Origin of the sequence: Streptomyces blattellae, from assembly GCF_009709555.1 — a bacterium.
GTDB classification, from domain to species: Bacteria; Actinomycetota; Actinomycetes; order Streptomycetales; family Streptomycetaceae; genus Streptomyces; species Streptomyces blattellae.
Window position 1 is genome coordinate 1 of the sequence record NZ_WJBG01000112.1, and the last position, 21,075, is coordinate 21,075.

Below are 21,075 nucleotides of genomic sequence, written 5' to 3' on the forward strand. Positions count from 1 at the left end.
GACGCTGTTGGTTAATTCGGGCCCGTGCGTGACGTCGGCTCCCAAGACCCGGTTGTGGTCTTGGGAGCCGACGTTGTCGTATGGGGTGGGTGTCGATGTCTATGCAGCCGAGCGGGCCGGGCGAGATTCCGGTGGAGACGGTGCGGGTGGCGCGGGCCGCGTTCCCGAAGGGGAGCCTGGCGATCCGCGTCCGGGACGAGCTGGGACCGTTGTTCACCGACGAGGAGTTCGCGGATCTCTTCCCTGCGCGGGGGAAGCCTGCCTGGTCACCGGGGCGGCTGGCGTTGGTGCTGGTGTTGCAGTTCGTCGAGGGTCTCACCGACCGGCAGGCCGCCGAGGCGGTGCGGGCGAGGATCGACTTCAAGTACGCCCTCGCGCTGGAACTGACTGATCCGGGCTTCGACTTCTCGGTGTTGTCGGAGTTCCGCGACCGCCTCATCGAGGCGGAGGCGGGCAGGCGGGTGCTGGACGGCATCCTGGCCGCGGCCCGGGAGAAAGGACTGCTGAAGACGGCAGGCCGGGCCAGGACCGACTCCACGCATGTTCAGTCCGCGGCACGGGAGCTGTGCTGGCTGGAGATGGTGGCGGAGACGCTCCGTTCGGCGTTGAACACGCTCGCGCAGGCTGCCCCCGACTGGCTGGTGGAGGTTGCCGAACCAGAGTGGTTCAGGCATTACGCCACCCGGGCCGAGGACTCCCGGTTCCCCAAGGGCCAGGTCGGACGGGAGGAGGTCGGCAGGCGGATCGGGGCTGACGGGATGCGACTGCTTGAGGCCGTCTTCTCGCCCCGGGCGCCGGCCGGGCTGCGGGAGCTGGAGCCGGTCCAGATTCTGCGGCAGATGTGGGTTCAGCACTTCCACCTGACCGGGGGCGAGGTGCGGCGGCGGGACCCAAAAGACCGCCCGCCGGGCGCGACGCGCCTGGTCACGCCCTATGACCCCGAGGCGAGGGGCAGCAAGAAACGCGACATCCTGTGGGACGGATACAAGGCCCATCTCACCGAGACCTGCGAGCCGGACACCCCGAACCTGATCACAAACGTGGCCACCACCGACGCCACCGTCCCGGACAGCGTGATGGCCGGCCCGATCCACGCCTCCCTCGCCGAACGGGACTGCCTGCCCGGCGAACACTGGGTCGATGCCGGCTACCCCAACGCCGCCCAGGTCGTGGCCGCCCGCAGCGAACACGGCATCGCTCTGCACGGCCCGATGGCGGCCAACACCACGGCCCAGAAGGACGGCCCCTACGGACAGGACGCCTTCACCATCGACTGGGACAAACAGCAGGTGACCTGCCCGGACGGTATTACCAGCACGCAGTGGCACCACCGGCACTCGCAGCACGGCCAACCCGTCATCCGGGTTCGTTTCAACCCGGCCGACTGCCGCACCTGCACCCACCTGCGTGACTGCGTCAGCTCACCGAAGGCCGAACGCCGGGAGATCACCCTGCGCCACCGCGCCGAACATGAAGCCGTCCAGGCCGCCCGGACCGAGCAGCAGACCGACGTGTGGAAGGAACGCTACAAGATCCGTGCCGGGGTCGAGGGCACCATTTCTCAAGGCCTCCAGCGCTGCGGCCTGCGCAGATCCCGCTACCGGGGCCTGGCAAAGACCAGTCTCCAGCACCAGCTCACAGGCGCCGCCATCAACCTCACCCGCATCGACGCCCACCTCACCGGCACACCACGAGCCCGCACCCGCACCAGCCACTTCGCAGCACTTCGCCCCGCCGACCAAGTCGACGGGGCGAAGCAACAGGGCCCGAATTAACCAACAGCGTCCGGTGTCGCTCCGGGCCTTTCGCACGTCTTCTTTCACACGGTCTTTTGGAACTTCTGGAACGCGCGTCCGAGGCCGCTCTAGGCGGTCTGGTGCGCCAGCAGTGCCACGGCCGCGATCAGGATCGCCAACAGCGCGATCAGCGTCATCGGGTTGAGTCCCGCGAAGAAGTTCTCCTGCTGCAGTCGCTCGCGGTTCGCCCGGCAGACCGGGCAGCGGCCCTCGGTCACGGGCGCCGCGCAGTTCGCGCACACCAGCCGGTCGTACGTCATGCGCCTCGCCCTCCTTGCGAACGGTTCCACCGAGAGAACGTCCTGCGGTCCGAGAACGTTCCCCTCTCCACCATGCCAGGTTCCTCCGGAGGGCGCGCGGGTCGCTCTCAGCCCCGCGCCCCTCTACCGGCGCTGCCCTTGCCTCGGCTGCCGAGTTCCCCGGTACAAAAGCGCACAACCCTCACTCAACCCCACCGGCGCCTGCGCTCATGCTCCCCGTTCGCGTATGGTCACGCTCATCTACCCCCGGCTAACCGTGGTGCATCCGTGATCCGATTCGACAACGTCTCCAAGGTCTACCCCAAGCAGACCCGCCCCGCACTCAGGGATGTGTCCCTGGAAGTGGAGAAGGGCGAGTTCGTGTTCCTGGTGGGGTCCTCCGGCTCCGGAAAGTCCACCTTCCTGCGGCTGATCCTCCGCGAGGAGCGGTGCAGCCACGGTCAGGTGCACATCCTGGGCAAGGATCTCGCGCGCCTGTCCAACTGGAAGGTGCCGCAGATGCGCCGCCAGTTGGGGACGGTGTTCCAGGACTTCCGCCTCCTGCCGAACAAGACGGTCGCCGAGAACGTGGCCTTCGCGCAGGAGGTGATCGGCAAGTCGCGCGGCGAGATCCGCAAGTCCGTGCCGCAGGTGCTCGACCTCGTCGGGCTGGGCGGGAAAGAGGACCGGATGCCCGGTGAGCTGTCCGGTGGTGAGCAGCAGCGCGTGGCGATCGCGCGGGCCTTCGTCAACCGGCCCAAGCTGCTGATCGCGGACGAGCCGACCGGCAACCTCGACCCGCAGACCTCTGTCGGCATCATGAAGCTGCTCGACCGGATCAACCGGACCGGCACCACCGTCGTGATGGCCACGCACGACCAGAACATCGTGGACCAGATGCGCAAGCGCGTCATCGAGCTGGAGAAGGGCCGCCTCGTCCGCGACCAGGCACGCGGCGTCTACGGCTACCAGCACTGACCCGCACTCCTCGTCCACGGAAAGGCCTGAAAGAGACGCCATGCGCGCCCAGTTCGTTCTGTCCGAGATCGGTGTCGGTCTCCGCCGCAATCTGACGATGACCTTCGCGGTCATCATCTCCGTCGCCCTGTCCCTCGCCCTGTTCGGCGGGTCGCTGCTGATGAGCGACCAGGTCAACACGATGAAGGGCTACTGGTACGACAGGGTCAACGTCTCGATCTTCCTCTGCAACAAGAGCGACGCCGAGTCCGACCCCAACTGTGCCAAGGGCGCGGTCACCAAGGACCAGAAGGACCAGATCCTCGGCGACCTGGAGAAGATGTCCGTGGTCGACACGGTCATCTACGAGTCGCAGGACGAGGCGTACAAGCACTACAAGGAGGAGTTCGGCGACTCCCCGCTGGCCAGTTCGCTCACGCCGGACCAGATGCAGGAGTCGTACCGGGTCAAGCTGAAGGACCCGGAGAAGTACCAGGTCGTCACGACCGCCTTCGACGGGCGGGACGGGGTGCAGTCGGTGCAGGACCAGAACGAGACAGTGGACAACCTCTTCGAGCTGCTGAACGGCATGAACTGGGCGGCGCGGGCGGTGATGGCACTGATGCTGGTCGTCGCGCTGATGCTGATCGTCAACACCGTGCGGGTCTCGGCGTTCAGCCGGCGGCGCGAGACCGGCATCATGCGGCTGGTCGGCGCCTCCGGCTTCTACATCCAGGCGCCGTTCATCATGGAGGCCGCCGTCGCCGGGCTGATCGGCGGCGGGATCGCGTGCGCGTTCCTGGTCTTCGCGCGGTACTTCATCATCGACCACGGCCTCGCCCTGGCCGATCAGCTGACCGTGATCAACTTCATCGGCTGGGACGCCGTACTGACAAAGCTGCCGCTGATCCTCGCGACAAGCGTGCTGATGCCGGCGTTTGCCGCGCTCTTCGCGCTGCGCAAGTACCTGAAGGTGTGACGCATGCCAAGAGGGCCGTACGGTCAACCGGCCGTGCGGCCCTTCGCGTTGTCCTAGACTCACCGGCATGTCAGGCCGTGACCTGTTCTGTCAGCCCCGCCGCTTCGGCCGCGGGGCCGCCCTGACCTTGGTGTTCGCGAGTGTGCTGGTCGCCGGTGCCGCGACCGGCTCCCTGCCCGGACCCGACCGGAAGACCACGCCGGCCACGCCGCGTTCGGCCGCCTCCGCCGCTCGGCCCGAGGAGGTCGCCGAGGCCGCCGCCGAGGCGATGGCCGCCGGCAAGTCCCCCATGGAGGCCGCCGAACGCGAGGTGAGCCGCAGCGGCGACCGCTGGGACGCCGTCTACTCCGAGGGCGAGTACGAGGAGTTCGAGGAGTCGCTCGACGGCGAGTACACCGGCGTCGGCCTGTGGACGCGCGGCGAGCGGGACGGCCGTATCGAGGTGACCAAGGTGAGCAGCGGGTCGCCCGCGGCCGCCGCCGGGATCCGCGCCGGAGACCTGCTGCGCAGCGTCGACGGCACACCTGTCGACGGGCGGCCCGTCACCGAGGTCGTCGCCTTACTGCGCGGCGACGCGACCGACGCTGCCGCCGGTACGACCGTCCGGCTCGGCCTGGAACGCGGCACGCGCGCGTGGAACCTCACTCTGCGCCGGGCCCGTCTGTCCACGGACTCGGTCACCGTCCGGAGTCTTGCCGACCGGGTCAGCGTCATCACCATCGACGCGTTCACCAAGGGCTCCGGCGATGTCGTCCGCGATGCCGTACGACAGGTTCCCGCCGACGCCGGGATCGTCCTCGACCTGCGCGGCAACTCCGGCGGGCTGGTCACCGAGGCCGTCACCGCCGCGTCCGCCTTCCTCGACGGCGGCCTCGTCGCCACGTACGACGTCGACGGCACCCAGCACGCCCTGCACGCCGAGGCCGGCGGCGACACCGCCAGACCTCTGGTCGCACTCGTCGACGGCGGCACGATGAGCGCGGCGGAGCTGCTCACCGGCGCCCTGCAGGACCGCGGTCGCGCGGTGGTCGTGGGCTCCCGCACCTTCGGCAAGGGGTCCGTGCAGATGCCGACCCGGCTGCCCGACGGCTCCGTCGCCGAGCTGACCGTGGGGCACTACCGCACGCCGTCCGGCCGCGGCGTCGACGGCAAGGGCATCACGCCCGACCTGGAAGCCGACACCGGGGCGCTGAAGCAGGCGGAGACCGTGCTGAGCGGGCTCGGGGACGCTTCATAATCGCCTTTCCCTCGAACCCCCCTGTAGTGCGAAAATGGCCAGCACTATGAGCAAGGGAATGTACGTACCCAAGGAGTCCCAGCCCAAGCAGGGCGGCGGGGCCGCGAAGGCCAGGGACGGCGAGAAGGGCGGCAAGCGCAAGATCGTCGCCCAGAACAAGAAGGCCCGGCACGACTACGCGATCATCGACACCTATGAGGCCGGCCTCGTCCTCATGGGTACCGAGGTCAAGTCGCTGCGTGAGGGGCGGACGTCGCTGACCGACGGCTTCGTCCAGATCGACCGGGGCGAGGCGTGGCTGCACAACGCCCATATCCCCGAGTATCACCAGGGCAGCTGGACCAACCACTCCGCGCGCCGCAAGCGAAAGCTGCTCCTGCACCGCGAGGAGATCGACAAGTTGGAGGCGAAGTCCCAGGAGACGGGCCACACCATCGTGCCCCTCGCCCTGTACTTCAAGGACGGCCGCGCGAAGGCCGAGATCGCTCTCGCGCGAGGCAAGAAGGAGTACGACAAGCGCCAGACCCTGCGGGAGAAGCAGGACCGGCGGGAGTCGGACCGGGCGATCGCGGCGGCGAAGCGGCGGCAGCGCGGCGTCTAGCGGTGTCGAGCGGCGTCCAGCGGCGGGGAATATGGTGGCACGCGGGTGCGCTGGTCCCGTACGATGGCACTAACACCGGGTGACCGGTGCGCGCGGTGAAGGTTGCCGCTTTGAAAAATCAACATGGGGATGATCGGTTTCGACAGCGGCTGTCGAAGCAGGGGAAGCGTGTCGAGGAAGCGGCAATGATCTCGTAAACCATATGTCGCAAAAAATAATCGCCAACACCAAGCGCGATTCCTTCGCCCTCGCTGCCTAAGTAGCGACTTGCGAAGTGTCAGCCCGGGGCTGTTCCCGACCCGGATCCTGGCATCAGCTAGGGAACTAAACCTTGATCCCGGTCACGGGGTGAAGAGGGAAACCAAACAGTGACTGGGCCCGTCGGCGACTTGTTCGCGTGATCGCCGGGGCCGAGAAAATCACAGCGGACTGCACACGGAGAAGCCCTGATTCCGCACCGTTGGACGCGGGTTCGATTCCCGCCATCTCCACGAGGTCGAGGGCGACATGTGCTCGCGGAAAGCGCGAGTACATGTCGCCCTCGTCGTTTCTGCGGCCCCGGCTTCGCCGCGCGAGGCGGGGGCTTCGCCACCCGCACCCCCGTGCTCGGAGTGGGCCGGAGAGTTCGAGTCGCCGCCCGGAAGGTCCGCCGAAGACGCAGGCGACGTGTGCCCGCGGACAGCGCGGGCCGCGTCGCCTTCGCCGTTGTCAGGGAAACGCCCGCGGCGCCGTGCTCGCGCGTTCTGTCATGCGGGGCGGCAGCAGCGTGGCCTCGGGCACCGTCTTGCCGTCGAGCTTGTTCATCAGCAGTTCCACGGCCCGCGCGCCCACCTCGGCGGAGGGCAGGGCGACCGAGGTGACCGGGGTGCGCGGGGCGGCGGCGAGTTCGTCGGGGCAGATGGCGGTGACGGACAGGTCGGCGGGGACGCGCAGGCCGAGCTGGTCGAAGGCGTCGATCAGCGGCTCCAGGATCGCCTCGTTGTGGACGACCACCCCGGTCAACGCGGGCTGCTCGCGCAGCAGTTGCTCGGCGACCGCGCGGGCGGCGGCGGGTGTCGCCTCGCACGGGTGGACCGAGGAGACGAGCCGGCCCCGGTCGGCGGCGGCGGTGAAACCCTGGACCACGCGCTGGGCGAACGCGGTCTGGCGGACGTAGACCTCCGGCGGCGACCCGATCAGCGCCACCACCCGGTGCCCGAGCCGCGCCAGATGCTCCACGCATGCCTCGCCGGCCGCCTTGAAGTCGAGGTCGATGCAGGTCAGGCCGTCCGCCTCCGCCGGGAAGCCGATCATCACCGATGGCAGGTCCAGTGAGCGCAGCAGCGGCAGCCGGGCGTCGTCGAGCTGGACGTCCATCACCACGAGCGCGTCGACGAGGGCCGTGTCGGCGACCCGGCGCAGGCCCTCCTCGCCCTCCTCCTGCGTCAGCAGCAGCACATCATGGTCGTACCGCCGTGCCGTCGTCACCACCGACACCGCGAACTGCATCACCACCGGGACGTGGATGCCGGCTCGCAAGGGCACCACCAGCGCCAGCACGTTCGAGCGACTGCTGGCCAGTGCGCGGGCGCCCGCGTGCGGCCGGTAGCCCAGCTCGCGGATGGCTGCCTCGACGCGCTGCCGGGTCTCCTCGGAGATCGGGCGCTTGCCGCTGAGCGCGTAGGAGACGGTGCTGGGGGAGACCCCGGCGTGCCGGGCCACATCAGTGATCTTCACCATCAGCCCAGCTCCACCGTCAGGAACCCGGTCCCGGCCGGCGCGCGTACCACTCGCTCACCCGCGGCCAGCCCCCACGGCGCCGACGGGTCACCGCACGACGCCCGCAGCGTGTCCCCTTCGCGTACGACGGTGAAGGCCACCTCCCCGACCCGCACCGTCACTTGGGCGCCCCGCTCCAGCCCGTACGTCCGCAGCGTCACCCCGTCCGCGTGGTCGTAGTCGGGCCGGTCGGTCACCGCGCCGACCGGGATCACCGCACCGGGTCTGACGAGGAGGGGGACGCTCAGGAAGCCGTGCTTCTCGCGCACCCAGCGCGGGCCGGTGACCGTCTGCCCGCTGACGAAGTGTGTCCAGACGCCCTCGGGACAGTAATATGTCACATATCCCTCATCGTCGAAGACCGGCGCCACCAGCAGATCCGCCCCCAGCATGTACTGCCGCTCCACATGCGTGCACCCGGGATCGTCCGGGAACTCCAGCACCATGGCCCGCATGACCGGCGTCCCCTCGGCATGAGCGGTGCGGGCGGCCTCGTACAAATACGGCATCAGACTCAGCTTCAGCCGGGTGAAGTGCCGCAGCACGTCCACCGACTCCTCGTCGAACAGCCACGGGACCCGGTAGGACGAGCTGCCGTGCAGCCGGCTGTGCGACGACAGCAGCCCGAACGCCAGCCACCGTTTGAACAGCGACGGCGTCGGCGTGCCCTCGAAGCCGCCGATGTCATGGCTCCAGAACCCGAAGCCGGAGAGCCCGAGCGACAGCCCGCCGCGCAGCGACTCGGCCATCGACTCGTACGTCGCCTCGCAGTCGCCGCCCCAGTGCACGGGGAACTGTTGACTGCCCGCCGTCGCCGACCGGGCGAAGACGACCGCCTCCTCCTCGCCACGGTGCTTGCGCAGCACGTCGAAGACCGTGCGGTTGTAGAGGTACGTGTAGTAGTTGTGCATCCGCTCCGGGTCGGAGCCGTCGGACCACGCCACGTCCACCGGCACCCGCTCGCCGAAGTCCGTCTTGAAGCAGTCCACGCCCTGCGCGAGCAGCGCCTCCAGCTTGGCCGCGTACCAGTCGCGGGCGGCGGGGGAGGTGAAGTCGACCAGCGCCATGCCCGGCTGCCACAGGTCCCACTGCCAGACGCTGCCGTCGGGCCGCTTCAGCAGATGCCCGAGCGCCTTGCCCTCCGCGAACAGCGGGGAGCGCTGGGCGATGTACGGGTTGATCCAGACGCAGATCCGGAGATCCTTCGCCTTCAGGCGGGCCAGCATCCCCTCCGGGTCCGGGAAGACCCGCGGATCCCACTGGAAGTCGCACCAGTTGAACTCGCGCATCCAGAAGCAGTCGAAGTGGAAGACGGAGAGCGGGAGTTCGCGCTCCCTCATGCCCTCGATGAAGGACGTCACCGTTTCCTCGTCGTACGAGGTCGTGAAGGACGTCGACAGCCACAGGCCGAACGACCAGACGGGCGGCAGGGCCGGGCGGCCGGTGAGGGCGGTGTACTTGCGGAGGATGTCCTTGGGGGAGGGGCCGTAGATGACGTAGTACGTCAACTGCTGGGTCTCCGCGCTGAACTGGACCCGTGACACCGTCTCCGAGCCCACTTCGAAGGAGACCTTGCCCGGGTGGTCGACGAAGACGCCGTAGCCCGCGTCCGTCAGATAGAAGGGGACGTTCTTGTAGGCCTGCTCGGTGGCGGTACCGCCGTCGGCGTTCCAGATGTCGACGACCTGGCCGTTCTTGACCAGCGGGCCGAAGCGTTCGCCGAGGCCGTAGACGGAGGTGCCGACCTTGAGGTTCAACTGTTCCCGCAGGTAGTGCAAGCCCTCCCGGTCCCGCATGATGCCCATGCCCTTGGGGCCGCTGGAGGTGAGGGTGCGGCCGTGGGCGAGGAAGTCGACGTGCCAGGGGCCGGTGCGGGCCACCCGGACCGACAGCGCGCCGGAGGTCAGGGTCGCGTGCTCCTCGTCGTACTCCGTGTGGGCCGCGGGCTCCTCCTTCGCGATGTCGAACTGCGGCCCGCGCGGCTGCTCGCCCGCGAAGTGGGTGAAGGTGAGGCCGATGACGTCGCGCATCGGCGTATGGGCGCTGATCGTCACGACCGGTCCCTTCAGCAGGTCGCCGCGGTGCCGGATGGGCTGGGTCGGCGCGTGGATCTCCAACGCGCCGTCCGTCGCGGTGACGTCGAGCACCTCGACCGGGTGGGCGGCGGTGACACCTTCGCGGAGCAGCCAGTAGCCGTCGGTGAACTTCACGTGGGGGTCCCTTACGTCACGGCTCCCACGGCGACGCCGCGGGTGAGCCCACTTTGCGGCCCAGGTCGTCGAAGCGATTCGTCGAATCGATTCGACGGATTGCGTCGAAGCGCTTCGATTGGGACGGTAGGTGGAGGGCTGTGAGGGCGTCAATGGGCCGGGCGTGAATCGGTTCGGCGGGGTGCCGCGGCGACGGCGATCAACAGGGCCGCCGCCGCGGCGCTCACCGGTATCCCGAAGGCCGCCGTCGCCGACACGTGCTCCGTGGTCCAGCCTCCCAGCGCGCTGCCGCACGCGATACCGCCGAGCAGCGCCGTCACGGCGAGCGTCATGCCCTCGTTGAGGCGGTCGGCCGGGGTGTGCCGCTGGATCAGGGTCATGTTGGTGACCATGGTCGGCGCCGTCGCCATACCGGCGACGAGCAGGGCCCCGGCCAGGACGAGGAGCGAGCCGGTGAGGGCCGCGGCGAGCAGCGGCAGACTCATGAGCGCGGTCATGGCGGCTATGCAGTACGGGTAACGGCGTTCGGCGGAACCGGCCGGCTCCATCGCCCCGTACAGCAGGCCCGCCGCGCACGAACCGGCCGCCTGGAGGCCGAGGATCGCGCCCGCCGCCGACTTGTGACCCTGTGTGTCCGCGAACGCGAGCGTCACGACCTCCATCGAGCCGAAGACCGCGCCCAGGGCGAGGCATACGGCGAGGAGTGGGGGCATGCCGGGGGTGCGGAGGGGGGATTTCGCCGGTTCTCGCTGCCGTACCGGCGGTTCGGTTGCGCGTTGCGCCGCGAACAGCAGCATGCCGGTGAGGAGGAGCACGGCGCCGGTCAGTGTGCCCGCCTCCGGGAAGAACGTTCCGCAGAGGAAGGCCGCGAGGACCGGGCCCAGCATGAAGCACAGCTCGTCCGCGGCCTGCTCGAAGGAGATGGCCGTGTGCAGGGCCTTGTCGTCGCCCTTGAGCAGGTGGGCCCAGCGGGCGCGGGACATGCCGCCGAGGTTGGGCGTGGTGGCGGTCGCGGCATAGGCGGCGAACAGGGTCCAGTCCGGGGCGCCGTAGCGCACGCACAGCAGCAGCGCGAGGCTGCCCAGCGCGGCGAGGGTGGTGGCGGGTACGGCGACCCGGGCCTGCCCGTGCCGGTCGACGAGCCGCGCGATCCAGGGGGCGGTCACGGCGGTCGCCGCGAGGCCGGTGGCGGTGACGGCGCCGGCGAGGGCGTACGAGCCACGCGAACCGGCGATCATCAGGATCGCGCTCACGCTGAACATGCCCATGGGGAGCCGGGCGATGAGATTCCCGATCGTGAAGGCTCGGGTGCCGGGGAGGGTGAAGAGGTGGCGGTAAGGGCTGGACAGGGAGGGGCGGTAGGTGCCGCGGGTGGAGCGGCGGTGGCGGCTGGGCATGGAGCAACCGTCGCCCGTGGGTGATCAAGGGGTCCAACACCTTCTCCGGGTCGATTTCACGCACCTGTGATGTGAGTTGCCCTGCGGGCCGATTCACGCACCTGCGTCGTAAGTTCGCCTCATGTCTGATCCCCGCTTGCTGCGCGCCTTCCTCGCCGTCGCCGAGGAGCTGCACTTCACCCGCGCCGCGACCCGGCTCTACGTCGCCCAGCAGGCGCTGAGCCGTGATGTACGGCGCCTGGAGCGGGAGTTGGGCGCCGAGCTGTTCGTACGGACCACGCGCCAGGTGACGCTGACGGCCGACGGCGAGCGGCTGGTGCCGTACGCGCGTCGGGTGCTGGCGGCGCAGGAGGAGCTGCTGGCGGCGTTCGGGCAGGCCAGGCCGCTGCTGGTGGACCTGAACTCGCCGGGTCTCGTCACCGGCCGCCGGGTGCTGCACCGGGCGCGTGAACTCGCCCCCGAGCATGAGCTGATGGCCCGCTTCGAGAGCGGCCTGACCTGGGCGGCGGGGGAGTTGATCGCGGGGCGGCTGGACGCTTCGTTCGGGCGGTACGCGGGGCTGGACCCGGCGTTGCGGGGCCGGCTGGAGCACCAGCCGGTGCGGTACGAGCCGATGGCGGTCGTCCTGCCCGAGGACCACCGGCTGGCCGGATGCGAGACGGTGCCGCTCGACGCGCTCGCGGGCGAGGCCGTGTACGCCGGGGCCGGAAATCCGCGGACCCCGGAGTGGACCGATCTGGCCCGTCGGCTGTTCGAGGGGCGCGGCATCGAGGTCGCCGCGCCCGCGCCGCTCGCGGTGGGTGACGAGGAGTTCCAGCGGATCATGGCCAAGATGAGGAACCCGATTCTTGTCGTGGTGGATTTTCCGGCCATGCCTTCGACGGTGATTCGGCCCCTCGTCGACCCCGTCCCGCTGTCACTCGTGTCACTGGTGTGGCGAAAGGGGCTGGTGCATCCCGGATTGGGGGCCCTTCGGCGGGCCGCGGCTCAACTTGCCGCCGAGGAGGGGTGGTTGCGGAGGCCTGTCGAGGGGTGGATTCCAGCCATTGACGTGGACACAATAAGTGCGCATAACTGACACATGACGAACACGGGTCCTCCGTGGTGCGCTACATTCATGCCCTGAGCACGGTGTGGTAAGGGGGGCGCTCGGGCCGGGTGGGGGATCGGTTCGCTCGACGTGTGCTCGGAGTCGTATGCGCGCCCAGAACTGTCCCGTGGGGGGATGTGCGTGCGCGTGAAGAATTGGCGGGAAGACGCCCAATCCGAGTGGCCTGATGTGGCCTCCGGGACCCGGGAGTTGCCGGTGACGGCTGCGGGGGCGGGCGATGCGCCGGGGGCCGGTCCCCAGGCCTTTCCCGAGACCGGGGGGACGAGAGCGCCGCACCGTACGGCGTCGGGGGCTTCCCCAGCCGACCAGACCCAGGTGCTGCTGGCGGTCGATGGAGGCATCGCTCCCAGAGACCCGTGGGCGGAGTCCGGTGAGACGGACGGGCACACTCATGACCCGCACGAGGTGACAGTCCAACTCGACGGCATAGGCCTGCAACTCGACAACATGCGCCTGCACGCGGCGAAGGGCGGACCGTCCGGCGCGGGCGGCTCCTCTTCCCCGTCCGAGGGACCGGTGTTCGTCGACGAGTCGGGTCGCCGTAGCCGTAGGTACCGCAGGATCGGCATGGCCGTGGGTCTCGCCTGCGCGGTCTACGCCGTGGTCATCCTGGCCACCCTGGTGTCCGGCAACTCCAACGCGCCCTGGCTGCCCGTGCCGGGCCAGCAGGACGAACAGCCGGCCGGCAAGGTCGACACCCCGTCGCTCCCCGCCGAGTCGATGCCGCCCGTCGGCACCGGCTCCGTCTCACCCAGCGCCACCGGGTCTGCGGGCGGGGGCGTGACGCCCTCACCCGGCGCGTCCGCCACCGCGCCCGGAGCCTCCGTCGGCCCCGAGGACCCCAGCGCCTCCACCGACCCCATGCCCTCGGCGACTCGGACGACGCAGAACCCCGGCACCGGCTCGTCCGACGATCCCGAGGACCCGGAGCCGTCGAACGGCCCCTCGACGCCCACCTCGTCCGACCCGAGCCCGTCGGACGGCGGCGAACCCTCGGTCGACCCGACGTTCTCGGTCGGGCCCACCCTCGGCCCTGGCCCCGGCCCCGGTTCCGGCCCCGGCCCCGGTTCCGGCCCCGGCACGGTCGCCGACGGAGCGAGCGCCCCGAGCCCCGTCGCCGAGGAGCCGAACGGCACCTCCGCTCCCTCCCCGTCCCCGGAGAACGTCCTCTGATGGCATCCCGCACCCGCCGTCCCGGGCCCGCGACCGGAGCCCGTGACGACTCCCGGCGCCGCCGCCTGCCCATGCGCCTGCTGCTGCCGCTGCTCGTCCTTGTCGCGATGATGGCGATGCTGATGCTGCGCGGGTATGTGCACAGCGAGATCCTCGCCGACTACCGTGTCCGGCCCGCCACGGCCAGCGACAAGGTGCCGCAGGAGATCCTTGACGGCGGCCCGGTCATCGACACCCGCAGCGGCCGCAGCACCAGCCTGAGCGTGCCGGACGACAGCGTCGTCCTCACCTTCGACGACGGTCCGGACCCCAAGTGGACACCGAAGGTGCTGGACACCCTGAAGAAGTACAACGCGCACGCGGTCTTCTTCATCACCGGCACCATGGCCTCCCGCTACCCGGACCTCGTCAGGCGCATGGTGGACGAGGGCCACGAGATCGGTCTGCACACCTTCAACCACCCGGACCTCTCCTACCAGTCGAAGGAGCGCATCGACTGGGAGCTGTCCCAGAACCAGCTCGCGCTCGCCGGCTCGGTCGGCATCCGCACCTCCCTGTTTCGGCCGCCGTACTCGTCCAAGGCCGCGAACATGGACAACAACTCCTGGCCGGTGACCGAGTACATCGGCAGCCGCGGTTACATCACGATCGTCAACGACACCGACAGCGAGGACTGGCGCAAGCCGGGTGTCGACGAGATCATCCGCAACTCCACCCCCAAGAGCGGCGAGGGCGCGATCGTCCTGATGCACGACTCCGGCGGTGACCGGCACCAGACCGTCCAGGCACTGGACCAGCTCATTCCCCAACTCCAGGGGGAAGGCTACGAGTTCCAGAACCTCACCGAGGCCCTCAACGCACCGAGCGCGCACATCGAAGTGACCGGTCTCGAACTGTGGAAGGGCAAGGCCTGGATCTTCCTGGTCGACGCCTCCAGCAACATCACCGCGATCCTGGTCGTCGGCCTGGCGATCATCGGGTTCCTGGTCTTCGCGCGCTTCGGCCTGATGCTGCTGCTGTCCGGCATCCACGCGCGCCGCACCCGCCGCCCGGACTTCCGCTGGGGGCCGCTGCCGGTCACCGAACCCGTGTCGGTGCTCGTGCCCGCGTACAACGAGGCCAAGTGCATCGAGAACACCGTGCGGTCTCTGATGCGCAGTGACCACCCCATCGAGGTCATCGTCGTCGACGACGGCTCCAGCGACGGAACCGCCCGCATCGTCGAAGGGCTGGGGCTGCCGAACGTACGGGTGATCAGACAACTCAACGCGGGCAAGCCGGCCGCCCTCAACCGCGGCCTTGCGAACGCCCGTTACGACCTGATCGTGATGATGGACGGCGACACGGTCTTCGAACCGGCCACAGTCCGCGAACTCGTCCAGCCCTTCGCCGACCCGCGGGTCGGAGCGGTCGCGGGCAACGCCAAGGTCGGCAACAAGGACACCCTGATCGGTGCCTGGCAGCACATCGAGTACGTGATGGGCTTCAACCTCGACCGCCGGATGTACGACGTCCTGCAGTGCATGCCGACGATTCCGGGCGCTGTCGGAGCTTTCCGGCGCTCTGCCCTGGAACGGGTCGGCGGCATGAGCGACGACACGCTCGCCGAGGACACGGACATCACGATGGCGATGCACCGCGACGGCTGGCGCGTGGTGTACGCCGAGAAGGCCCGAGCCTGGACGGAAGCACCCGAATCCGTCCAGCAGCTGTGGTCCCAGCGCTACCGCTGGTCGTACGGGACCATGCAGGCGATCTGGAAGCACCGCAGGGCACTGGTGGAACGGGGCCCGTCGGGCCGTTTCGGCCGGGTGGGCCTGCCGTTGGTGTCCCTGTTCATGGTCCTCGCGCCCCTGCTGGCGCCGCTGATCGACCTGTTCCTCGTCTACGGCCTGGTCTTCGGCCCCACCGAGCAGACGATTCTGGCCTGGTTCGGCGTCCTCGCCATCCAGGCGGCCTGCGCGGCCTACGCCTTCGCCCTGGACCGTGAGCGCCTGATCCCGCTCATCTCGCTGCCGCTGCAGCAGATCCTGTACCGCCAGCTGATGTATATCGTGCTGCTCCAGTCCTGGATCACCGCCCTGACCGGCGGCCGGCTGCGCTGGCAGAAGCTGCGGCGCAAGGGCGGAGTCTCCGCGCCGCCGACCGGACCCGCCGAGCGCTACCGGGTGATGGACGGGAGGCCGGTCTGATGGGCACGCCGCCCTTCCCGCCCCCGGCCACCCCGCAGAAAGTCCTGGACGCGACTGCACCCGCCCCGCCGTCCGGTGCCGCAGAACCGGCCCGTCCGACGGTGCCCGAGCAGACCGGGTCGAAGGGCCCGGTCCGCGACCGCTACTTCGACCTGCTGCGCGCGCTCGCCCTCTTACGCGTGGTCCTGTACCACCTGACGGGCTGGGCCTGGCTCCCGCTCATCTTCCCCTCCATGGGCGTGATGTTCGCGCTCGCGGGCAACCTCATGGCCCGCTCGCTGAAGCGTCCGCCCGCACAGGTCATCAAGAGCCGCATCCGCCGACTGCTCCCCCCGCTGTGGCTCCTGGGAGCCGTGGGCGTGACCGGCATGGTCCTCCAGGGCTGGGGGCCCGACGCGGAGGGCCATCCGGGCTGGTGGTGGCTGCACCTCACGTACTGGATCCTCCCGCTGAGCGACCCGCCGTACGCCGAGGGGCTGCCAGGCGTCCAGGGCTTCATCGGTGAGGACTGGGCCGTCGACCTCGCGGGACCGCTGTGGTACGTCCGCGCCTACCTCTGGTACGTCCTGCTGTCGCCGTTCCTGCTGCGTGCCCTGCGCGCCCTGCCGGTGGCGACGATCGCCGCGCCGATCGCGCTGTCGGCCGCTTTCGAGCTGGGCTACATCACCCTGCCCGGGGAGCGGATCCCCTCCGCGCTCACGGACTTCAGCACCTTCGGAGCCTGCTGGATCCTCGGCATGGCGCACCAGCAGGGCATCCTCCAGCGCCTTCCGCGCTATGTCGTCCCGTCCGTGGCCCCGGCCATCGCCGCTGTGGGCCTCTGGTACGCCCTCAACCACAACTTCACCACGGACCACGACCTCGACAGCATGCCTCTGGCCCAGGCCCTGTGGTCCTGCGGCACGGTGATGCTCCTGTTGCACGCCGGCCCGTCCTGGTCCGAATGGCCCCGCCGACTGCGCCGCTGGGACCGGCCGATCACCCTGCTCAACTCCCGTGCGGTGACGATCTACCTCTGGCACAACACGTGCATCCTGATCGCCGCGACCCAGTGGGACCGGCTGTGGGAGATCGACGTGATGTGGCGGCACTTCTCGTGGCTGCTGGAAAGCTCGTGGCCGGTTCTGGCGGTCACCTGGGTGCTGATCGGGATCTGCGTGATCGCGTTCGGCTGGGCGGAGGACCTGGCGGCGAAGCGCAAGCCGCAATTGTGGCCGGACGGAAGCCAGAACAAGCGCCCGCAGCCGAGGTCGAAGGTGCACCTGGACCGGGCGCACCGAGGCTGAACACATCGTGGGCGGGCTCCGCGCGAGCCCGCCCACGATGAGTTCACCGACGAACCAGCCGGTCCCCCGAGCAGGCCACGGCGATCAAGCCGCCGAAGAACACGAGGAGCCGGACGGCGATGCCGACGTCTCCAGCGTCCTCGAAAGACCAACGCAAGGACGGCACTTGTGTGACGCAGAAGAAACCGACGCCCAGAATTCCGAGCCCCCAGAGCCGGGGGCGAGTGACGCTGCCCCGCAACCGGGGCGGGATCCATCCGACGGACAGGGCCGCCATGCCCGAGGCCAGCATGACGCAGCCGACGGCGGCGGCCAGTGCGATCACCATGAGTGTCCTCGTACCGCGCATTCCACTGGCGTTCGACCTCTGTCTTCCCGGTACTTGAAGTTGACGCGTACTCCGCGTTTCTTGAGAGGGACACACAGACGCTGACATGTTCTTCACAAACATGGAGAGATTTTGCAGAAACCGTGACGGCTCACATCCCGGAACCGCGCCCCGGGCCTACTCGCCCGCTCCGCTCTGCTTGCGGCACGGCCGAGAGGCCTTCGTCTTCGGGAATGTGACACTGCGGCGGCAAGTGTCACATTCTCGCGGCCGACTGGTCGGTGCCTCTGCATGCTCAAGTGCGAAGACCGAACATGGTGAACGACTCGACGGGCCATCCGGCACCGCGCGGTGTGCCGAGAGGGATGACGCCCAGGCTGACGGAAGGGAGCGACGCGACTGAGCTCAGAGGCCGGTGACGGGTTGCCCGGTGAGTGCTTGGGCGATTTGCCAGAGCTGGCCGCCGCGGGACGCCTTCACGAGCACAACGTCATCAGGGCGGAGGACGGATTTGAGGTAGGCGGCAGCTGTGGCGTTGTCGCCGACCATCGCGATGTCCGGCACTCCTGCCGCACCCGCCGCGAGGGCGAGCTGTTTGGCCAGGCCCCCGCCGACCGCCACGACGAGATCGACGCCGTTCTCGGCTGCCATGCGCCCGACCTCGCGGTGAGCTTCCACCGCTTCGTCGCCCAGCTCCAGCATCTCTCCGAGTACGGCGATCCTCCGGCCGGCTGTGGCCTCGGTCGTGTCGCCGTCTGCCTCGGTCATCAGGATTCTCCGTGGGAGCTCAGGGGCGCGAAGGTGATCGCGCGGCCGGTATAGGAAGCGGAAACGCGGCTGAGGGGGACGCGATCGTGCGTCTGACCCCAGGCCGACGGGTCTCGGAAGTGGAGCGTCGGATCGGGGCCGTCCTCGTAGCCTCGAAGGATGACGAGGTGGCCGCCGGCGCGGCCGTCGTCGGGGAACTGCTCGGTCACGGACACGATGAGCGGGGCGTCGTCGAGCCGCGTCGTCAGTTCTTCGACCGGGACGGGTGCTGCGGTCGAGGGGACTCCGAGGTCGGTCGCCAGGCTCGCGATCCCCGCGTGGAGTGCTCCACGCGGGGTCAGAACCTCGTGCTTGACGGCGAGTTTCAGGAGTTCCGTGACGGTGGGTGTCTCGCGTCCGTAGGCGAGCAGGATCATTCTCAGCGATGCCAGGCCGCACGCCCGGTTGGACCATTCGATCCTGTCCCCAAGTGCCCATCCTCCGTGTAGATCCCACTCGGCGGGGGCGATGAGCTGACGGCACATGGGGACATCGTGGACGCGCGGCACAGCGGCGGGCTCCTACGGCGAGACGGCAGTCTCCCGAGCCCGTGTGGTGCCGGTGAACGCGGGAGTGGGCAGGGGGACATCGTATGGCGGGCGGGCCAGGGCCTCGTGCAGCATCGCCAACACGACGTCCGTGTGCGTGAGTCCGACCATCGCCGCCCCCACCACGAAGTTGCTGTCCCGGGACATGCCCGGCGTGGTGTTGACCTCCAGCACGTACGGCTCGCCGTCCTCTGTGAGGATGAAGTCGATGCGCGCCGAACCGCGCAACCCGAGGCCGTCCCAGAGCGTCCGGGCATCCCTGGTGATCTTGTCCAGCACGTCGGGCGCCAGGTCGGCGGCGCGCACGATTACGCCGCCCCTGGAGTCCACGTCGAGCTTCGTGTCGGCGTCATAGAAGTCGGCCGCGGTGGCCTCGGTCGCCAGCGGCGGGAAGACGACGACCGAGCCGCCCGGCAACTCCAACAGCCCCACCGTCATCGGTGTGCCGGCCACGTACTCCTCGACCAGCACGGCCTCCCCCTCGTTGTCGGCCGCATCCGCCAGAGCACCAGGCAGGTCCGCCGGATCGCGCACGAGACTCATGCCCACGCTGGACCCGCCGAAGGCCGGCTTCACCATCACCGGGCGCCCGTTCCAGGTCACCGGGCCGCCGGACCAGACGTACCAGCCGGGTGTGGGGACGCAGAGGGTGAGCATCACGCGCTTGCAGAGGATCTTGTCGGCGGCCACTGCGGATGCCCCGACGCCGCTGCCGCAGTAGGGCACGCGCAGGTAGTCGAGGAGGCCCTGCAGTCGGCCGTCCTCGCCGTACGGGCCGTGCAGGTTGGAGAGGGCCACGTCGTACTTGACCAGTTCCGTGATGAAGTCGGGCTCGCAGGGGTTCAGCACCTTCCAGCGGGAGCCGATCTCTTCCAGGGCTTCGGCCAGGGCAGTGACAGAGCGCTGTTCGACGGGGCACTTCGAGTGGTAGAGCCTGTCCTCGGCTGACACGGGCCCGTAGATGAGAGCGACGCCGAGGCCGTGGCGGCTCCCGCCCCATTCGCGAAGCTCTTGAGCGGCCTTCTGCACGGCCAGGTCCGAGCTGGGGTTGAGAAAGAGCGTCATGCGAGTACCCCTTCGAAGGTGTTGGTGACCGGGCCGCCGACCCAGTGAGTTCGGGTCGGCCAGGCATCGTGCGGCCGGACGGTGAGTGGTTGGCCGGCGAGGTTGTGGACGGTGACGGCACGGCCAGCCACAAGCCCGCGCATGGTGGCGACCACGACGGCTGCCACGGCCCCGCTTCCGCATGACAGGGTTTCCGCCTCCACGCCGCGTTCGTAGGTGCGGATCTTCAGCGCCTGGCGGCCGGCGGACTGGACGAAGTTGACGTTCGTCCCCAGAGGGACAAGGTCGGCGTGGTGGCGGACCAGGCGCCCGACCGTCACCGCGTCGATGGCGTCCACGTCGTCCACGATGGCTACGACGTGTTCCGTGCCGGTGTGGGCGCTGTCGAACCAGGTCGGCCTGCCGTTGATCAAGGCCTGTAAGCGTCGAGGATGGACCGCGCCCACGTCGGCCGTGACCCACACGGAGTCGTCCGACACGACCGCCTCGTGCGCGACGCCGGCCATATGGAGACTCATCTGCTGGAAGCCGTGATCGCGGTGAGCAGCCCAGGCGGAGCACCGCAGGGCATTGCCGCACATGGTTGCGATGGAGCCGTCCGCGTTGAAGCAGGCGACTTCGAGGACGGCGGGGCTGTGTTGGATCAGCCTGCTGATGACCAGGCCATCCGCGCCTACGCCGGTACGCCTGGCACACAGACGTACCGCTTCCTTGGGCCACTCGTTGTCGTCATCCGGGCCGAGGTCGGAGAGCAGGACGAAGTCGTTTCCGGCGCCATGGATCTTGCGAAAGCGCATGGCAAAAGCTCCTCGCATGGTGAGGTGAGGGTGGTGGTGGGGTGTCGGACAGGGCGGGTCAGAGGCAGTCGATGGGCCGGTATGTGGTCCGGGCTTCTCGCATGATCCAGGGCTCGCACCCGGCGAAGATCAGTACGCGGTGGGCTGCGGTGCCGGCCGACCGCATGTCCCGGACTCGCTGGTATGTGCCGCCGAGATGGATGAAGTCACCGACGCGGACATCGCTCGGTGGCCGGGTGCTTCCCATGGTTCCGTGAGGTGGAGGCGGTATGGAGGGCGGCTCTTTGGTCCTGCGCTCGTACATCAGCCCCTCCATATGCCGAGCAGGAGCGAGCCGTCGGCGGCGCCCAGGTCCTCGCGGAGCAACCGGTTCAGGTCACACGTGAGGGTCGGCAACTGTCTGTCCATCGCCGCGCGGATCGTGGTGTCCATTCGCAGGCCGAGGACGGTGTTCGTTCGCGAGGAGATCGCCTCTACGTCGATGGGGGTGTCGTCGCCCTCGGTGTCCTCGGCCGTCTCGATCGTCTTGCCGGTACTTGCCACAGTCATCTCTGGCCCTTCCGGAGCATGCTTTCAGCCGTGCCTATAAAGCTA

The 21,075-nt window shown here is 69.2% G+C and carries 20 protein-coding genes and 1 other RNA gene; 10 read left to right on the plus strand and 11 right to left on the minus strand.

Annotated elements, in window-relative coordinates:
• The first annotated feature begins 95 nt into the window (after positions 1–95).
• Positions 96–1,775 carry an IS1182 family transposase gene (locus tag GFH49_RS05415; protein WP_155054089.1) on the plus strand — a complete coding sequence of 560 codons (1,680 nt, stop codon included), beginning with the start codon at positions 96–98 and terminating at the stop codon, positions 1,773–1,775.
• An 89-nt stretch (positions 1,776–1,864) separates the two neighbouring features.
• Here GFH49_RS05415 and GFH49_RS05420 read toward each other — a convergent pair whose 3' ends face one another.
• Positions 1,865–2,056: a hypothetical protein gene (locus GFH49_RS05420; protein ID WP_155054608.1), complete on the minus strand. Its 192-nt coding sequence runs from the start codon at positions 2,054–2,056 to the stop codon at positions 1,865–1,867.
• 267 nt (positions 2,057–2,323) lie between these two features.
• Here GFH49_RS05420 and ftsE point away from each other — a divergent pair, with 267 nt between their 5' ends.
• The 5 genes from ftsE to ssrA all read left to right on the plus strand — a co-directional run bounded on the left by ftsE (position 2,324) and on the right by ssrA (position 6,303).
• Positions 2,324–3,013 (plus strand): cell division ATP-binding protein FtsE, encoded by a 690-nt coding sequence (gene ftsE / locus GFH49_RS05425; RefSeq protein ID WP_155054609.1) that lies wholly within the window; start codon positions 2,324–2,326, stop codon positions 3,011–3,013.
• 40 nt (positions 3,014–3,053) lie between these two features.
• A complete protein-coding gene (ftsX, locus tag GFH49_RS05430; RefSeq protein ID WP_155054610.1) occupies positions 3,054–3,971 on the plus strand; it encodes a permease-like cell division protein FtsX in 918 nt (305 codons plus the stop codon).
• Between the two features lie 67 nt (positions 3,972–4,038).
• A complete protein-coding gene (locus GFH49_RS05435) occupies positions 4,039–5,208 on the plus strand; it encodes a S41 family peptidase (RefSeq protein ID WP_196217857.1) in 1,170 nt (389 codons plus the stop codon).
• Positions 5,209–5,266: 58 nt separating this feature from the next.
• Positions 5,267–5,809 (plus strand): SsrA-binding protein SmpB, encoded by a 543-nt coding sequence (gene smpB / locus GFH49_RS05440; RefSeq protein WP_230396186.1) that lies wholly within the window; start codon positions 5,267–5,269, stop codon positions 5,807–5,809.
• 125 nt (positions 5,810–5,934) lie between these two features.
• Positions 5,935–6,303, plus strand: a transfer-messenger RNA (tmRNA) gene (gene ssrA, locus GFH49_RS05445).
• Positions 6,304–6,517: 214 nt separating this feature from the next.
• Here ssrA and GFH49_RS05450 read toward each other — a convergent pair.
• The 3 genes from GFH49_RS05450 to GFH49_RS05460 form a co-directional block, all read right to left on the minus strand.
• Positions 6,518–7,528, minus strand: coding sequence for a LacI family DNA-binding transcriptional regulator (locus GFH49_RS05450; RefSeq protein ID WP_155054612.1), 1,011 nt, complete (start codon positions 7,526–7,528; stop codon positions 6,518–6,520).
• Positions 7,528–9,777: an alpha-xylosidase gene (yicI, locus tag GFH49_RS05455; protein ID WP_155054613.1), complete on the minus strand. Its 2,250-nt coding sequence runs from the start codon at positions 9,775–9,777 to the stop codon at positions 7,528–7,530. Before yicI ends, GFH49_RS05450 begins: the two co-directional genes overlap by 1 nt.
• A 149-nt stretch (positions 9,778–9,926) precedes the next feature.
• Complete coding sequence (locus GFH49_RS05460; RefSeq protein ID WP_155054614.1) at positions 9,927–11,174, minus strand: MFS transporter; 1,248 nt, start codon at positions 11,172–11,174, stop codon at positions 9,927–9,929.
• Between the two features lie 121 nt (positions 11,175–11,295).
• On the opposite strand from GFH49_RS05460, the gene GFH49_RS05465 reads away from it, so the two are divergent.
• The 4 genes from GFH49_RS05465 (at position 11,296) to GFH49_RS05480 (ending at position 16,936) form a co-directional block, all read left to right on the plus strand.
• A complete protein-coding gene (locus GFH49_RS05465) occupies positions 11,296–12,252 on the plus strand; it encodes a LysR family transcriptional regulator (protein ID WP_155054615.1) in 957 nt (318 codons plus the stop codon).
• Between the two features lie 228 nt (positions 12,253–12,480).
• A complete protein-coding gene (locus GFH49_RS05470) occupies positions 12,481–13,458 on the plus strand; it encodes a hypothetical protein (RefSeq protein ID WP_155054616.1) in 978 nt (325 codons plus the stop codon).
• Positions 13,458–15,650 carry a bifunctional polysaccharide deacetylase/glycosyltransferase family 2 protein gene (locus GFH49_RS05475; protein ID WP_155054617.1) on the plus strand — a complete coding sequence of 731 codons (2,193 nt, stop codon included), beginning with the start codon at positions 13,458–13,460 and terminating at the stop codon, positions 15,648–15,650. The genes GFH49_RS05470 and GFH49_RS05475 overlap by 1 nt, the downstream gene beginning before the upstream one ends.
• Complete coding sequence (locus tag GFH49_RS05480) at positions 15,650–16,936, plus strand: acyltransferase family protein (RefSeq protein ID WP_155054618.1); 1,287 nt, start codon at positions 15,650–15,652, stop codon at positions 16,934–16,936. The genes GFH49_RS05475 and GFH49_RS05480 overlap by 1 nt, the downstream gene beginning before the upstream one ends.
• 43 nt (positions 16,937–16,979) lie before the next feature.
• Here the strand turns inward: GFH49_RS05480 and GFH49_RS05485 are convergent, their stop codons facing one another.
• From GFH49_RS05485 to GFH49_RS05515, 7 genes are all read right to left on the minus strand, one after another.
• Positions 16,980–17,264: a hypothetical protein gene (locus tag GFH49_RS05485; RefSeq protein ID WP_155054619.1), complete on the minus strand. Its 285-nt coding sequence runs from the start codon at positions 17,262–17,264 to the stop codon at positions 16,980–16,982.
• 405 nt (positions 17,265–17,669) lie between these two features.
• Positions 17,670–18,032 carry a glutamate ligase domain-containing protein gene (locus GFH49_RS05490; RefSeq protein ID WP_196217858.1) on the minus strand — a complete coding sequence of 121 codons (363 nt, stop codon included), beginning with the start codon at positions 18,030–18,032 and terminating at the stop codon, positions 17,670–17,672.
• Positions 18,032–18,556 carry a C39 family peptidase gene (locus GFH49_RS05495; RefSeq protein WP_155054620.1) on the minus strand — a complete coding sequence of 175 codons (525 nt, stop codon included), beginning with the start codon at positions 18,554–18,556 and terminating at the stop codon, positions 18,032–18,034. Before GFH49_RS05495 ends, GFH49_RS05490 begins: the two co-directional genes overlap by 1 nt.
• A 36-nt stretch (positions 18,557–18,592) precedes the next feature.
• Positions 18,593–19,684 carry a D-alanine--D-alanine ligase family protein gene (locus GFH49_RS05500; protein WP_155054621.1) on the minus strand — a complete coding sequence of 364 codons (1,092 nt, stop codon included), beginning with the start codon at positions 19,682–19,684 and terminating at the stop codon, positions 18,593–18,595.
• Entirely contained in the window at positions 19,681–20,481 is an 801-nt protein-coding gene (gene dapF, locus GFH49_RS05505) for a diaminopimelate epimerase (RefSeq protein WP_155054622.1), read from the minus strand. The genes GFH49_RS05500 and dapF overlap by 4 nt, the downstream gene beginning before the upstream one ends.
• Before the next feature lie 58 nt (positions 20,482–20,539).
• On the minus strand, positions 20,540–20,728 hold the full coding sequence (locus GFH49_RS05510) for a hypothetical protein (RefSeq protein ID WP_230396171.1): 189 nt from the start codon (positions 20,726–20,728) through the stop codon (positions 20,540–20,542).
• Positions 20,729–20,784: 56 nt separating this feature from the next.
• Positions 20,785–21,030: a hypothetical protein gene (locus GFH49_RS05515; RefSeq protein ID WP_196217859.1), complete on the minus strand. Its 246-nt coding sequence runs from the start codon at positions 21,028–21,030 to the stop codon at positions 20,785–20,787.
• Positions 21,031–21,075 lie beyond the last annotated feature (45 nt).

What these genes read in the sequence shown, in the direction of transcription:
- GFH49_RS05480 (WP_155054618.1), top strand. Translation starts at nt 15,650, where the DNA reads ATGGGCACGCCGCCCTTCCCGCCCCCGGCCACCCCGCAGAAAGTCCTG.
- GFH49_RS05485 (WP_155054619.1), bottom strand. Translation starts at nt 17,264, where the DNA reads ATGGTGATCGCACTGGCCGCCGCCGTCGGCTGCGTCATGCTGGCCTCG.
- dapF (WP_155054622.1), bottom strand. Translation starts at nt 20,481, where the DNA reads ATGCGCTTTCGCAAGATCCATGGCGCCGGAAACGACTTCGTCCTGCTC.
- smpB (WP_230396186.1), top strand. Translation starts at nt 5,267, where the DNA reads ATGTACGTACCCAAGGAGTCCCAGCCCAAGCAGGGCGGCGGGGCCGCG.
- GFH49_RS05420 (WP_155054608.1), bottom strand. Translation starts at nt 2,056, where the DNA reads ATGACGTACGACCGGCTGGTGTGCGCGAACTGCGCGGCGCCCGTGACC.
- GFH49_RS05510 (WP_230396171.1), bottom strand. Translation starts at nt 20,728, where the DNA reads ATGGGAAGCACCCGGCCACCGAGCGATGTCCGCGTCGGTGACTTCATC.
- GFH49_RS05500 (WP_155054621.1), bottom strand. Translation starts at nt 19,684, where the DNA reads ATGACGCTCTTTCTCAACCCCAGCTCGGACCTGGCCGTGCAGAAGGCC.
- GFH49_RS05415 (WP_155054089.1), top strand. Translation starts at nt 96, where the DNA reads ATGTCTATGCAGCCGAGCGGGCCGGGCGAGATTCCGGTGGAGACGGTG.
- GFH49_RS05515 (WP_196217859.1), bottom strand. Translation starts at nt 21,030, where the DNA reads ATGACTGTGGCAAGTACCGGCAAGACGATCGAGACGGCCGAGGACACC.
- GFH49_RS05490 (WP_196217858.1), bottom strand. Translation starts at nt 18,032, where the DNA reads ATGACCGAGGCAGACGGCGACACGACCGAGGCCACAGCCGGCCGGAGG.
- ftsX (WP_155054610.1), top strand. Translation starts at nt 3,054, where the DNA reads ATGCGCGCCCAGTTCGTTCTGTCCGAGATCGGTGTCGGTCTCCGCCGC.
- GFH49_RS05495 (WP_155054620.1), bottom strand. Translation starts at nt 18,556, where the DNA reads ATGTGCCGTCAGCTCATCGCCCCCGCCGAGTGGGATCTACACGGAGGA.
- GFH49_RS05475 (WP_155054617.1), top strand. Translation starts at nt 13,458, where the DNA reads ATGGCATCCCGCACCCGCCGTCCCGGGCCCGCGACCGGAGCCCGTGAC.
- GFH49_RS05450 (WP_155054612.1), bottom strand. Translation starts at nt 7,528, where the DNA reads ATGGTGAAGATCACTGATGTGGCCCGGCACGCCGGGGTCTCCCCCAGC.
- GFH49_RS05435 (WP_196217857.1), top strand. Translation starts at nt 4,039, where the DNA reads ATGTCAGGCCGTGACCTGTTCTGTCAGCCCCGCCGCTTCGGCCGCGGG.
- GFH49_RS05460 (WP_155054614.1), bottom strand. Translation starts at nt 11,174, where the DNA reads ATGCCCAGCCGCCACCGCCGCTCCACCCGCGGCACCTACCGCCCCTCC.
- GFH49_RS05465 (WP_155054615.1), top strand. Translation starts at nt 11,296, where the DNA reads ATGTCTGATCCCCGCTTGCTGCGCGCCTTCCTCGCCGTCGCCGAGGAG.